Raw genomic sequence first — 13,015 nt, forward strand, 5'->3', positions numbered from 1 at the left:
GCCGTAGGGGGCGATTGAGGGCACCGCGCGGAGCGCGGTACGCCGCCCGCAGGGCGGTACGGGGCCCTCAGCGCGGTACGGGCCCGGGCGGAGCCCGGTTCGGGAAGGGGCGGGGTGGGGAAACGTCACGCTCCCCGGACCCGCAGGGCCCTGCGCAGGTCGTCGATCTGGTCGGCCAGCTTGCGCCGCAGTGCCGGGAGCATGTCCGTCCCGGCCAGGCAGGCCTCCCCCGCGCCCAGTGCCTCGGCGTCGACGGCGTGGACGGGGAAGGCGTAGCGGCCGCAGGCTTCGGCGATGGCCGGGCCGCGGCGCGCGGCGAGGGCGACGGCGTCGGGGTAGAAGCGCGGGACGTACTCGCGTACGAGGTCGGCCTGTTCGGGCTGCCAGAAGCCCTGCGCGGTGGCCGCGAACAGGTAGTTGGACAGGTCGTCGCCGGTGAAGAGCCGGGCCCAGGCCGCGGCCTTGGCCTCGGGTGTGGGGAGGGCGGCTCGGCAGCGGGCCGCGCCTTCCTGGCCGGTGGCGCTCGGGTCGCGTTCCAGCTCGGCGGTGATGGCCGCGTCGTCGGTGGCGCCGAGAACGGCGAGGCGCGTCAGGACGCGCCAGCGCAGTTCGGGGTCGAGCTCGGGGCCGCCGGGGACGCTGCCTTCGGTGAGCCATTCCTGGATGGGCTCCGGCTGGGTGGCGGCGTCGATGTAGTGGCGTACGGCGGTCAGGCGCAGGCCGGGGTCGCTGCCGTCCTCGGTGCGGCGGAGCAGGGCGCGGCTGATGCGGGTGAGGGTGGCGAGCGCGGCGGGGCGCTGGTCGGGGGTGAGGTAGCAGTCGGCGATCTGGCCGGCGGCGAAGGCGAGGACGCCCTGGACGATGGCGAGGTCGTTCTCGTGGGGCAGGTGGGTGTCGGCCGTCTCGAGGTAGGCGGTGGGGGTGAGTTCGCCGTCGCGGACCATGTCACGTGCGGCGTTCCAGACGACGGCCCGGGTGAGGGCATCGGGGATGCCGGACAGGGAGTCGACGACGACGGCCCAGGAGGCGGCGTCGAGGCGGACCTTGGCGTAGGTGTTGTCGCCGTCGTTGAGGACGATGAGGGCCGGGCGGCGTCCGGGGCGGGGTGCTGTGCTGCCGGTCTCGGGGACGTCGATCTCGAGGCGATCGCGCAGGACGAGGCGGCCGGGGTCGATCGGGTCGGCGTCGTAGGCGCCGACGGCGATGCGGTGGGGGCGGCTGCCGTCCCGTTCGACGGTGAGTGACCAGCCGCCCGCGGTGTCCGCGACGGCGGGGCTGAGTGTGTCGACGCCGGTGGTGCGCAGCCACGACTCGGCCCAGGCGTGCACGTCGCGGTCGGTGGCTCCGGCGAGGGAGTCGATGAAGTCGGCGAGGGTGGCGTTGGCGAACTTGTGCCGGGCGAAGTGGGTGTTGATGCCGGCGAGGAAGTCCTTCTCGCCGAGCCAGGTGACGAGCTGGCGCAGGGCGGAGGCGCCCTTGGCGTAGGAGATTCCGTCGAAGTTGAGCATCGCGGAGGCGGTGTCGGGGACGGCGTCGGGGTCGGGGGCGACGGGGTGGGTGGAGGGGCGCTGGTCGGCGTCGTAGCCCCAGGACTTGCGGGCGATGGCGAAGTCGGTCCAGGTGTCGGTGAAGCGGGTGGCTTCGGTGAGGGTCTGGTAGCCCATGTATTCGGCGAAGGACTCGTTCAGCCAGATGTCGTCCCACCACTTGAGGGTGACGAGGTCGCCGAACCACATGTGGGCCATCTCGTGGGCGATGACCATGGCGCGGGTCTGGCGCTGGGTGTCGGTGACGGCGGAGCGGTAGACGAATTCGTCGCGGAAGGTGACGAGGCCCGGGTTCTCCATGGCGCCGGCGTTGAATTCGGGGACGAACGCCTGGTCGTAGGAGTCGAAGGGGTAGGGCTCCTCGAACTTCTCGTGGTAGCGGTCGTAGCACTGCCGGGTGATGTCGAGGAGTTCGTCGGCGTCGGCGTCGAGGTAGGGGGCGAGGGAGCGGCGGCAGTGAATGCCGAAGGGCAGTCCGGCGTGCTCGGTCCGTACGGAGTGCCAGGGTCCGGCGGCGACGGCGACCAGATAGGTGGAGAGCAGCGGGGTGGGCGCGCAGGTCCAGCGGCCTTCGCCATGGTGGGTGGCGACGCCGTTGCCGAGGACGGTCCATGCTTCTGGCGCGGTGACGGAGAGCTCGAAGACGGCCTTGAGGTCGGGCTGGTCGAAGGCGGCGAAGACGCGCTGGACGTCGTCCATGAACAGCTGGGTGTAGACGTACGTCTCGCCGTCGCTGGGGTCGGTGAAGCGGTGCATGCCTTCGCCGGTGCGGGAGTAGCGCATCCGCGCGTCGACGCGCAGTTCGTGCTCGCCGGCGGTCAGGCCGGTCAGGGGGACGCGGTTCTCGGTGAGGGCGGCGGGGTCGAGGGGCTGTCCGTCGAGCGTGAGGGAGCGGAGTTCGGCGGGCTTGATCTCGACGAAGGTGTCACCGGCCGCTGTCGCGGTGAAGTGGATGACGGTTCGGGAGTCGAAGGTCTCGTCGCCGGTGGTCAGATCGAGGTCGATCGTGTACCGGTGTACGTCGAGTTGCCGGGCTCGGGTCTGCGCTTCGTCGCGCGTCAGTACGGACATGGGCCCATGCTGCCTGATGGGCCCCGGTCGGCACACGGGGTGGTGGTTGCGCTGTCAGCGCACACCCGGCTCCCGCGCGCGGGCGTCCGGGCGGGGTGGGGCGGACGCGGCGCGCGGGTCGGACGGGTCAGTGTTGTGGGCGTTCGCCGGGCTGGTCGGCGATCTGCTCGTGGTGGCGGATCACCTCGGCGATGATGAAGTTCAGCAGTTTCTCCGCGAACGCCGGGTCGAGTTTCGCGCTCTCGGCGAGCTGGCGCAGCCGTGCGATCTGGCGGGCCTCGCGGGCGGGGTCGGCGGGCGGCAGGTGGTGCTGGGCCTTGAGGTGTCCGACCTGCTGGGTGCACTTGAAGCGCTCGGCGAGCATGTGGACGACGGCGGCGTCGATGTTGTCGATGCTCGAGCGCAGGCGGTCGAGCTCGGCGCGCACGGATTCGTCGATGTCACTCGTGGTCATGGTCAGGGAGCTTACGTCGGCCGGGCGCCGATGGTCGGAGGGTGTTCAGGGTCCGGGACGCGGGTGCTCCAGCCGCCGGGTACGGCCCTGCCCTGCTGTTCCCTGAATCGGACGGGGGCGAGTCCGACGCGGCGGGTGAACAGGCGGGAGAAGTACGCCGGGTCCTCGTACCCGACGCGGCGGGCGACGGCGGCGACGGGCAGGTCGGTGGCGGCGAGGAGTTCCTTTGCGCGGCCGAGGCGGATGCCGAGGAGGTAGTCCTTGGGGCTGCAGCCGGCGCCGCGGCGTACGGCGGTCCGCAGTTCTGCGGGGGTCATGCCGTGGCGTGCTGCGTGTTCGGCGACGGACATCGGCCGGAAGGCGTCGCGGGCGAGTGCGGTGAGGACGGGGTCGCCGTCGGGGCCGAGGTCGGCGCGGGCGCGGCGCAGGGCGACGAGCAGTTCGTGGACGGCGGCGCCGGTCTCGACCTCGAGGAGCGGGTTGCCGCGGCGGGCGGCGCGGGCGATCTTGCCGACGGCGGCCCGTGCGCCGGCGGCGTCGGACAGGGGGACGACGGGCCGGTCGGGTTCGATGTAGCCGAGTTCGGTGTAGGTGGTGGTGGCGGGGCCGGTGAAGTCGACGAACGATTCGTCCCAGCCGGCGGCGGGGTCGGGCCCGTAGTGGTGGGGGACGCCGGGGGTGAGCCAGATGAGGGCGGGCCCGGTGACGGTGGTGCGCCGCCCGTCGGCGGCGCGGTACCAGCCGCTGCCGGCGCTGATGACGACGGCGACGTGGTGGTCGAGGGTGCGGGGGCCGACGGTGGGGAGGCTGCCGTGCTGGAGGCCGACGCCGAGGCACACCAGTCCGAGCCGGTGGTGCAGGGGGCTCGGGGTGAAATAGCGCATCCAGGTGTGGTACATGCCGATTCGTCGCTCCTTCCCGGCCAGTCCAAGGAGAGCCGATCTTTGTCCATGGACCGGCCGCGCGCCAGGGGTGATCGTGGGGGCGGCGGTTGCGAGAGAGGGACGGGCCGGTGGCTGACTTCACCGTGGGTGACACGGATTTCCTGCTGGACGGGCGGCCGGTGCGGCTGTTGTCGGGGGCGCTGCACTATTTCCGGGTGCACGAGGAGCAGTGGGGCCACCGGTTGTCGATGCTGCGGGCGATGGGTCTCAACTGTGTGGAGACGTACGTCCCGTGGAATCTGCACGAGCCGGAGCCGGGCAGGTACGCGGACGACGGGGCGCTGGGGCGGTTCCTGGACGCGGTGCACGCGGCGGGGATGTGGGCGATCGTGCGGCCGGGTCCGTACATCTGCGCCGAGTGGGAGAACGGTGGCCTTCCGTTCTGGCTGACCGGCCGGGTCGGGCGGCGGGCGCGTACGGAGGACGCGGAGTATCTGGGCCACGTGGAGCGCTGGTTCACCAGACTGCTGCCGCAGGTGGTGGAGCGCGAGATCACGCGCGGCGGGCCCGTGGTGATGGTGCAGGTGGAGAACGAGTACGGCAGTTACGGCTCGGACCACGGCTATCTGCGGCAGTTGGTGGAGCTGTTGCGGTCGTGCGGGGTGAGCGTGCCGCTGTTCACCTCCGACGGTCCGGAGGACCACATGCTGTCGGGCGGTTCGGTGCCGGGTGTGCTGGCCACGGTGAATTTCGGGTCCGGCGCCCGGGAGGCGTTCGCGGCGCTGCGCCGGCACCGTCCGGAGGGGCCGCTGATGTGCATGGAGTTCTGGTGCGGCTGGTTCGACCACTGGGGGGCCGAGCCGGCGCGCCGGGACGTGAAGGAGGCGGCGCCGGCGTTGCGGGAGATCCTGGAGGCCGGCGCGTCGGTGAATGTGTACATGGCTCATGGCGGGACGAGTTTCGGCGGCTGGGCGGGCGCGAACCGGTCGGGTGAGCTGCACGACGGCGAGTTCGAGCCGACGGTGACGTCCTACGACTACGACGCGCCCGTCGACGAGGCGGGCCGGCCGACGGAGAAGTTCTGGCGGTTCCGGGAGCTCCTCGCCGAATATCAGGAAGGACCGCTGCCGGACCTTCCGCCGGCTCCGGCGGTCCTGTCGGCACCGGTCCGGGTGGAGCTCGCCGAGTGGGTCGCACCGGAGACGGTGCTGCGGCTGCTCGGCGACGACGAGTGCGAAGCCCCGGTGCCGTTGACGTTCGAGGAGCTGGGTGTCGGGCGGGGGCTGGTGCGCTACCGGGTCGACGTCCCGGGACCGCGGGAGCCGTACCCGCTGCGGGTGGCGGGGCTGCGCGACCGCGCCGTGGTGTTCGTCGACGGGGTGCGGGCAGGGGTGCTGGACGGCGCTGCGCCGGCGCTGGGGGTGCCGGTGGCGGGACCGGCGTCGGTGGAGCTGTGGGTGGAGTCGCTGGGCCGGGTCAACTACGGGCCCCTGACGGGTGAGCCGAAGGGCATCACCGGCGGGGTGCTGCACGAGCGGCAGTTCCTGCACGGCGTCCGGGCGTGCGCACTGCGGCTGGAGGCGTTCGAGGAGCCGGCGGCGCTGGCCGGAATGCCGTGGGGTGTCCCTCCGGCGGGGGCGGCCGGTCTGTACCGGGGTACGTTCGAGGTGGCGGAGCCGGGTGACGCGGGGCTGGAACTGCCGGGCTGGACCAGGGGTTTCGTGTGGGTGAACGGGTTCAACCTGGGGCGCTACTGGTCCGCCGGACCGGCCAGGCCGCTGTACGTGCCGGGGCCGGTGCTGCGCGCCGGCGCCAACGAGGTGTGGGTGCTGGAGCTGGAAGGCGCCGCGGCGGACGCCGCCGTACGACTGGAGTGCGTGGCGGAGGACACCGCCGTACGGCCGGGGTGAGCCGTGACGGAGGGGCAGGCCGCCGGGCCTGCCCCTCCGCCGTGTCCGGTTCTCTGCGGGGTTGTCTCCTGCGGGTTCCCTAGAGGGTGGCGGCCGCCGACTTGATCGCGGCCGCGAAGGTGGACACTTCGGTGTAGACGCCGGGGTAGCCGGCCCTGGCGCAGCCGTAGCCCCAGCTGACGATGCCGACCTGGGTCCAGACGCCGGCGTTGTCCTTGCGGAACATGGGACCGCCGGAGTCGCCCTGGCAGGTGTCGACGCCGCCCTCGTTGTAGCCGGCGCAGATCTCCTCGTTCGCGACGAGTTCGTCGTACGCCTGCCCGCAGGCCGCGTCGGAGACGAACGGGACCTGGGCCTTGAGCAGGTAGCGCTGCTGCGCGCCGCCCTCACGGGCCGCGCCCCATCCGGCGACGGTGAAGGTGCCGCTGTTGTACGCGGTGGTCTCGGCGATCTTCAGCGTGGGCAGGTTGATGGGCTGGGCGAGCTTGATCAGGGCCCAGTCCTTGCCCGTGCCGTTGTAGCCCGGGGCCTGCAGGACCTTGGTGGAGCGGACCTTGATGGCGCTCGAGCTCCGGAGGTCCACGACGCCGGCGGTCGCGGTGATGCTGGTGTTGTTGCCGGAGCCGCTGACGCAGTGGGCCGCGGTGAGCACGATGTCCTTGGCGTAGAGGGCGCCTCCGCAGCCCATGGAGAGCCGGACCATGAAGGGGAACTCACCCTGTGCGGCGCGGGTGCCGCCGACCACGGGCGGGGTGGCGGCGGACGCGGAGGTGGGCTGGAGGCTGACGGCGGCGAGGATGACGGCACCGGCGGCGACACATCTCTTGAGCACGCTCAGAAGCTTCAAGTGACTGCCTCTCGTGGGGGGTTGAGGGGAACACCCCGCCGGGCACAGCCGTACGGCACCGCCGGGTCGGACAGCTGGACGACCCATTGGTGACATGTGCTCGACAAGGCGCTGTCCGGAGTATGAGACCCGGGTAGCGGACACCACAAGAAGCGCCTTTCGGCCAGTTCCCTCCGCCCGCCGGCCCCGCCAAGCCCCCGCCGCGCCGTAGAGTTGAAGCCTGCTCGGGCGGGCGGCCGGGCGGCAGCCGGCCCGGAGCCGCGCGGGACGCGGAAGCCGTACGGGAGGCATGGGGGTACGGGAGTGGGCAACGGCAGCGAGGTCGTGCACGGCTTTCCGCACCTGGACACCGTGCGGTCGGCGATCACCGCGCTGTACCGGCGGCTCTCCCCCGAGAGCGTGCTCTCCTACGCGCCCAGCGTGCTGCCCGCCGACGTCGCCTTCGGCGACAGCGACGATCTGCATCTGGGCGCACAGCGCGTCGCCCGCGCCCTTGTGCACCATCTGCGGCTGCCGGACGCCCGGGTGATCGTCGGCTTCCGGGAGATGGAGCACGCGGCGAGCGTGGAACTGACCGCCGGGCCCGAGTACTTCATCGAACTGAACGACCGGTTCCGTACCCACCGCCGGGACATCGGCGCCGCCCTGGCGCACGAAATCACCCATGTTCTGCTGCACCGGCTGGATCTGTCGTTCCCGGGCACCCGCGACAACGAGATCCTCACCGACACCGTGACCACGTACCTGGGCGCCGGGTGGCTCCTGCTGGACGCCTTCCGCGAGGACGCCGTCTCCAGCCAGAAGCTCGGCTACCTGACCCCCGAGGAGTTCGGCTACGTCCTCGCCGGACGGGCGATGGCCTTCGACGAGGACCCGCGGACCTGGTTCACCAGCCCGCAGGCGTACCACGCGTACACCCGGGGCCGCGCGCAGGCTCTGCTCGAGGCGCAGCAGCCCCCGCTGACCACGGCCGGCCGGCTGGGCAGGCTCCGTTACGCGAAGGACCGCCGGCAGGCCAGGGACCATCCGGGCGCGGCTGCGTCGGGACCGTTCGCGTACGCCTTCGAGCACGGGCCGGAGGGGCTGAAGGTGTCCTTCCCGTGCACCACCTGCCACCAGCGCATCCGGGTGCCGGTGCGGGGGCGGGTGCGGGCGCGCTGCGGCCTGTGCCGGACCGTTCTCGAATGCGACACCTGACCCTGCTTCCGTAGGGTCGGACCATGACGAACCAACCGGCGGCGCACGAACCGGCCGCAGCGGCCCGGGAACTGTTCGAGGCGCTCCACACCAGCGACGACGACGCCGTGGTGCGGTTGCTGCGGGCCGGCACGGACCCGGAGAGCACCGATGAGGACGGCAGGACCGCCCTGTACCTGGCGGCGACGGGCAACGAGGCGGGAATCGTACGGCTGCTGCTCGCCGCCGGCGCCGACCCGGACCGGGCGTGCGGCCCGGAAGCCGGCGACCTGCCGCTGTGCGGGGCCGCGGTCTGGGGACACACCGAGGCCGTGCGGGCGCTGCTCGCCGCCGGCGCCGCGCCCGACCGCCGCGAACTGCTGGGCTTCACCGCGATGATCTGGGCGGTCGGGCAGGGACGCACGGAGACGGTGGAGGCGCTGCTGGAGTACGGCGCCGACCCCGATCTGCCCGGCCCGGCCGGCGAGGCGCCGCTGGTGCTCGCCGCCCGCCGCGGGTCGCCCTCGACGGTGCGGGCCCTGCTGCGGCACGGCGCCGGCGCGCGGGCCGAGACGCTGGAGGAGGCCCTGGAGGAGGCCCGCCGGTGGATGACGCTCGACGTGGAGGAGGAACTGCGCCGGGGGCTGCTCGCGTACGACCCCGGGGCCGAGACCGTGTCGCGGCGCGTCGAGGAGGACGGCGGGGCGACCGTCGTGGTCGAGGTGCTGCACGACGGAAAACCGACGGCGGGCAACGAACAGCAGACAGGCCACGGCGCGATCGCCACGCTCCTCGAGGAGCGGCTCGGTCTGCGCACCCCGTACGCCGCCCTGGCGGAACGCGCCCTGCTCCACGGCAGCCCGGAGCGGGACGAGTGGATCGAGGCGGTGACGGCCCTGTGGCGGCGCGGCGACGAGGAGACCTTCCGAGCGGCCGCCGAGTGGTGCGCGAGCGACGACGTGCTCCAGCAGACGTTCGCCGCCGACGTGCTCGGCCGGCTCGGCTTCACCGCGGGGCCCGACGGGCAGATCGTGCGGCCCTACGCCGCGCGGGCCCTGCCTATGCTGCGTGAACTGTCCCGGGAGGCGACGGATCCCGAACTGCTCCAGGCGGTGCTCCTCGGGCTCGGCCATCACGGCGACCCGGCCGCGCTCCCCGAGATCCTGCGGCACGCGGACAACCCGGACGCCGCGGTGCGCCTGCGGGTGTCGCTCGCACTCGTCGGGCTGGTCCCCGGGGACCACGCGGAGGCGGTACGGACGCTGATCACGCTGACGAAGGACGAGCAGGCGTCGGTACGGGACTGGGCGACGACGGCCCTGGCGGGCGTCGACGCGGACACGCCCGAGATCCGCGACGCGCTCGCCGCCCGGGCCGGGGACCCCGACCCGGAGACGGTGGCCGAGGCCGCCAGGGGCCTGGCGATGCGCCAGGACCCGCGGGCCGAGGACGTCCTGGTGCGGCTGCTCGCGGACGAGGACCCCGACGGCTACGCCCACGACACGGCGGCGACCGCGGTGCGCCACCTGCGGGACGAACGGCTCAGGCGCCGTCTCGAGGGCACCCTGCCGCGCCGCCCCTGACGGCTCCGGCCGGCCGGCCGCACCACGGCCTGCCGGTGCGCGCCTCGGCGGAGTCCGGGCCTGCCGGGCGCGCCCTCCGGGAGAGCCGGAAAAAATCTTGGACGGCGATGTCGAGAACCCGTGACCGGCTCCGTCCCTGCAGTGAACGCGGCCACAATGGGCCGCACGGCACCGAGGAGAGATCCATGGCCAAGTACCTGCTTCTCAAGCACTACCGCGGCGCCCCGGCGGCGGTCAACGACGTGCCCATGGACCAGTGGACGCCGGAGGAGATCTCGGCCCACATGCAGTACATGCATGACTTCGCGGACCGGCTCGAGAAGACCGGCGAGTTCGTCGACGGTCAGGCACTCGCCCCCGAGGGGACGTTCGTGCGGTACGACGGTGAGGGGCGCCCGCCGGTCACCGACGGCCCGTTCGCCGAGACCAAGGACCTCATCGCAGGCTGGATGGTGATCGACGTCGACAGCTACGAGCGCGCCGTCGAACTGGCCGGGGAGCTGTCTGCCGCACCCGGCGCGGGCGGGAAGCCGATCCACGAGTGGCTCGAGCTGCGCCCGTTCCTGACCGCGCCGCCCACCATCACGGAGTGACGTCACCGATGAACGAGGCCCTGCTCCGGAGCCTCACGCCGAGCGTGCTCGGCATCCTCGTCCGCCGCGGAGCCGACTTCGCGGCGGCCGAGGACGCCGTCCAGGACGCGCTGGTCGAGGCGGTCCGCGTCTGGGCGGCCGACCCTCCGCGGGACGCGAAGGGCTGGCTGGTCACCGTCGCCTGGCGCAAGTTCCTCGACGCGACCCGGGCGGACACCGCCCGTCGCCGGCGTGAGGATGTCGTCGAGGAGGAGCCGGCGCCCGGGCCGTCGCCCGCGGTGGACGACACGCTCCAGCTCTATTTCCTGTGCGCCCACCCGTCGCTGACTCCGTCGTCCGCGGTCGCGCTCACACTGCGCGCCGTCGGCGGGCTGACGACCCGCCAGATCGCCCGGGCCTACCTGGTGCCCGAGGCGACCATGGCGCAGCGCATCAGCCGGGCCAAGCGCACCGTCTCCGGCGTGCGGTTCGACCAGCCCGGCGATGTCGCCACCGTGCTGCGTGTGCTCTACCTGGTCTTCAACGAGGGCTACTCCGGCGACGTCGACCTGGCCGCCGAGGCCATCCGGCTCACCCGGCAGCTCGCGGCCGCGATCGACCACCCCGAGGTGGCGGGGCTGCTCGCCCTCATGCTGCTCCACCATGCCCGTCGCGCCGCCCGGACCGCGCCCGACGGCAGCCTGGTGCCGCTCGCCGAGCAGGACCGCGGCCGGTGGGACACGAAGTCGATCGCCGAGGGCGTCCGGATCCTGCAGGCGGCCCTCGCCCGCGACCGGCTGGGCGAGTTCCAGGCGCAGGCCGCCATCGCGGCACTCCACGCCGACGCGCCCACCGCCGAGGAGACCGACTGGGTGCAGATCGTCGAGTGGTACGACGAACTCGCGCGCCTGACCGACAGCCCGGTCGTCCGGCTCAACCGCGCGGTGGCCGTCGGTGAGGCCGACGGACCGCGCGCCGGCCTGGCGGCGCTCGCGGCGCTGGACGACACCCTGCCCCGCCACACGGCGGTGGCGGCGTACCTCCACGAGCGCGACGGCGACCTGGCGACGGCGGCACGGCTGTACGCCGAGGCGGCCGGAAAGGCGCCCGACCTCGCCGAGCGCGACCATCTGACGCGCCGCGCCGCCCGGCTCAACGCCCGCCGGTGACGCGGAAGGGCCGCGCACGGATCCGGGCGCGGCCCCGTGGCGACGCCGGTCACCTCAGAATGGGACCAGCAGCGCGCAGTGGTGCCGCGTCAGCCCGCCGTGCCCCGGCCGCCACGCCTCGCACGCCCACGTCCGGCGGCCGAGTTCCGTGACGCCTCGACCGCGCCGGACGGCCCCGAAGCACGGGACGCCTGGGCGCCCCCACGAGAGCCACGGGATCCGGCACGAGCCGCCCGCGGCGCCTCCGCCGCGCCCGTTCCCTCACCGCGCCGGCGCGCAGGACGCCGCCGTCCGGTGGACGAGGGAGCGGTCACGACCGGCTGCGGGACCTCGATCGTCACGGCCACGCCGGACGGCTCGCGTGCTCCCGTCAGCCGGCTGAGTTCCTCGTCGCTCGACTTGACCCGTGCCGTGCGCGGACTGATCCCCGCGTTCGCCATCAGACGGGTCATCTCACGGCGCTGCTCCGGCAGGACCAGGGTCACGACGCTGCCGGACTCGCCGGCCCGCGCGGTGCGACCGCCGCGGTGCAGATAGTCCTTGTGGTCGACGGGCGGGTCGACGTTCACGACCAGGTCCAGGTCGTCGACGTGGATGCCGCGGGCCGCGACGTTCGTGGCGACGAGCGCGGTGACCTGGCCGTTCTTGAACTGGTCCAGGGTGCGGTTGCGCTGCGGCTGCGAGCGCCCGCCGTGCAGGGCGGCTGCCCGTACGCCGCTGGCCAGCAGCCGCTTGGCGAACCGGTCCGCGGTCCGCTTGGTGTCCACGAAGAGGATCACCCGGCCGTCGCGGGCGGCGATGCGCGTGGCGACGGCCTTCTTGTCGGTCTCGTCCAGCACGTGCAGGACGTGGTGCTCCATCGTGGTGACGGCACCCGCCGACGGGTCGACGGAGTGCACGACCGGATCGGTCAGGAACATCCGCACGAGCCGGTCGATGTTCTTGTCGAGGGTCGCGGAGAAGAGCATCCGCTGCCCGTCCGGCTCGACCTGCTTCAGCAGCGCTGTGACCTGCGGCATGAAGCCCATGTCGGCCATCTGGTCGGCCTCGTCGAGGACCGTGATCGCGACATCGCCCAGGGCGCAGTCGCCGCGTTCTATGAGGTCCTTGAGGCGACCCGGCGTGGCCACGAGCACCTCTGCGCCGCGGCGCAGCGCCCCGGCCTGCTTGGTGATGGACATGCCGCCGACGACGGTGGCGATCCGCAGCTGGGTCGAGGTCGCGTACGGGGCGAGAGCGTCGGTGACCTGCTGCGCGAGCTCGCGGGTCGGTACGAGGACGAGCGCGAGGGGCGCCCGGGCCTCGGCCCGGCGGCCGGCCGTACGAGCGAGCAGCGCGAGGCCGAAGGCGAGGGTCTTGCCGGAGCCGGTGCGGCCGCGGCCGAGGATGTCCCGGCCCGCGAGGGAGTTCGGGAGGGTGGCGCCCTGGATCGGGAAGGGCTCGGTGACGCCCTGGGCCGCGAGGGTCTTCAGCAGGGCGGCGGGCATGTCCAGCTCGTCGAACGCCGTCACGGCGGGCAGCGCGGGGGTGACGGTTTCCGGCAGGGTGAATTCCTGCGGGGGCGCCGCGCTGCGGGCGCTCGCCTTACCGGAGCCGGATCCCCTGCCGGAGCCGGTCCCCTTGCCGGGACGGATCCCGGAGCCGGGTCGGTTTCCGGCGCCGGATTCGGCCGGGCGCCTGCGGGCCGGCCGGGCGGACCTGGCGGCGGAGCGGTCCGGTCGTTCGGAGCGGTTCATGCGGAGTTTTGCCTTCCTGGGGCCTGTGGACAGCAAGAGCCGGGGCCCGCACCGACGAAGGTGCGG

The 13,015-nt window shown here is 73.2% G+C and carries 10 protein-coding genes; 5 read left to right on the forward strand and 5 right to left on the reverse strand.

Translation table 11 applies throughout. The features are described 5' to 3' along the window. Positions 1-125: 125 nt before the first annotated feature. The 3 genes from pepN to ACWGH4_RS19185 form a co-directional block, all read right to left on the reverse strand. Positions 126-2,618, reverse strand: coding sequence for an aminopeptidase N (gene pepN / locus ACWGH4_RS19175; protein WP_453462134.1), 2,493 nt, complete (start codon positions 2,616-2,618; stop codon positions 126-128). Positions 2,619-2,745: 127 nt separating this feature from the next. After that, positions 2,746-3,072 (reverse strand): chorismate mutase, encoded by a 327-nt coding sequence (locus tag ACWGH4_RS19180; RefSeq protein WP_189472577.1) that lies wholly within the window; start codon positions 3,070-3,072, stop codon positions 2,746-2,748. Positions 3,073-3,083: 11 nt separating this feature from the next. Then, positions 3,084-3,971, reverse strand: a complete 888-nt coding sequence (locus tag ACWGH4_RS19185; RefSeq protein WP_453462138.1) for a helix-turn-helix domain-containing protein — start codon at positions 3,969-3,971, stop codon at positions 3,084-3,086. 113 nt (positions 3,972-4,084) lie between these two features. Here ACWGH4_RS19185 and ACWGH4_RS19190 point away from each other — a divergent pair, with 113 nt between their 5' ends. Further along, positions 4,085-5,866, forward strand: a complete 1,782-nt coding sequence (locus tag ACWGH4_RS19190; protein ID WP_453462141.1) for a glycoside hydrolase family 35 protein — start codon at positions 4,085-4,087, stop codon at positions 5,864-5,866. A 79-nt stretch (positions 5,867-5,945) separates the two neighbouring features. Here ACWGH4_RS19190 and ACWGH4_RS19195 read toward each other — a convergent pair whose 3' ends face one another. Then, the gene (locus ACWGH4_RS19195) at positions 5,946-6,800 is read right to left on the reverse strand and encodes a S1 family peptidase (protein WP_453462144.1); all 855 of its coding nucleotides are present in this window, start codon (positions 6,798-6,800) and stop codon (positions 5,946-5,948) included. 216 nt (positions 6,801-7,016) lie between these two features. Here ACWGH4_RS19195 and ACWGH4_RS19200 point away from each other — a divergent pair, with 216 nt between their 5' ends. From ACWGH4_RS19200 to ACWGH4_RS19215, 4 genes are all read left to right on the forward strand, one after another. Beyond that, positions 7,017-7,910, forward strand: coding sequence for a hypothetical protein (locus tag ACWGH4_RS19200; RefSeq protein WP_453462147.1), 894 nt, complete (start codon positions 7,017-7,019; stop codon positions 7,908-7,910). 23 nt (positions 7,911-7,933) lie between these two features. After that, positions 7,934-9,472 (forward strand): ankyrin repeat domain-containing protein, encoded by a 1,539-nt coding sequence (locus ACWGH4_RS19205; RefSeq protein ID WP_453462150.1) that lies wholly within the window; start codon positions 7,934-7,936, stop codon positions 9,470-9,472. Between the two features lie 185 nt (positions 9,473-9,657). Further along, on the forward strand, positions 9,658-10,065 hold the full coding sequence (locus tag ACWGH4_RS19210; protein WP_441264357.1) for a YciI family protein: 408 nt from the start codon (positions 9,658-9,660) through the stop codon (positions 10,063-10,065). 8 nt (positions 10,066-10,073) lie between these two features. Next, positions 10,074-11,213 (forward strand): RNA polymerase sigma factor, encoded by a 1,140-nt coding sequence (locus tag ACWGH4_RS19215; protein WP_453462157.1) that lies wholly within the window; start codon positions 10,074-10,076, stop codon positions 11,211-11,213. An 89-nt stretch (positions 11,214-11,302) separates the two neighbouring features. Here the strand turns inward: ACWGH4_RS19215 and ACWGH4_RS19220 are convergent, their stop codons facing one another. After that, positions 11,303-12,949 carry a DEAD/DEAH box helicase gene (locus ACWGH4_RS19220; protein ID WP_453462154.1) on the reverse strand — a complete coding sequence of 549 codons (1,647 nt, stop codon included), beginning with the start codon at positions 12,947-12,949 and terminating at the stop codon, positions 11,303-11,305. Between the last annotated feature and the right edge of the window lie 66 nt (positions 12,950-13,015).

The organism is Streptomyces sp. NPDC054847, assembly GCF_053610925.1.

Bases quoted from the DNA above. Each gene is read 5' to 3' on its own strand.
- ACWGH4_RS19210 (WP_441264357.1), top strand. From the start codon at position 9,658: ATGGCCAAGTACCTGCTTCTCAAGCACTACCGCGGCGCCCCGGCGGCG.
- ACWGH4_RS19215 (WP_453462157.1), top strand. From the start codon at position 10,074: ATGAACGAGGCCCTGCTCCGGAGCCTCACGCCGAGCGTGCTCGGCATC.
- ACWGH4_RS19220 (WP_453462154.1), bottom strand. From the start codon at position 12,949: ATGAACCGCTCCGAACGACCGGACCGCTCCGCCGCCAGGTCCGCCCGG.
- pepN (WP_453462134.1), bottom strand. From the start codon at position 2,618: ATGTCCGTACTGACGCGCGACGAAGCGCAGACCCGAGCCCGGCAACTC.
- ACWGH4_RS19185 (WP_453462138.1), bottom strand. From the start codon at position 3,971: ATGTACCACACCTGGATGCGCTATTTCACCCCGAGCCCCCTGCACCAC.
- ACWGH4_RS19205 (WP_453462150.1), top strand. From the start codon at position 7,934: ATGACGAACCAACCGGCGGCGCACGAACCGGCCGCAGCGGCCCGGGAA.
- ACWGH4_RS19195 (WP_453462144.1), bottom strand. From the start codon at position 6,800: ATGGGTCGTCCAGCTGTCCGACCCGGCGGTGCCGTACGGCTGTGCCCG.
- ACWGH4_RS19180 (WP_189472577.1), bottom strand. From the start codon at position 3,072: ATGACCACGAGTGACATCGACGAATCCGTGCGCGCCGAGCTCGACCGC.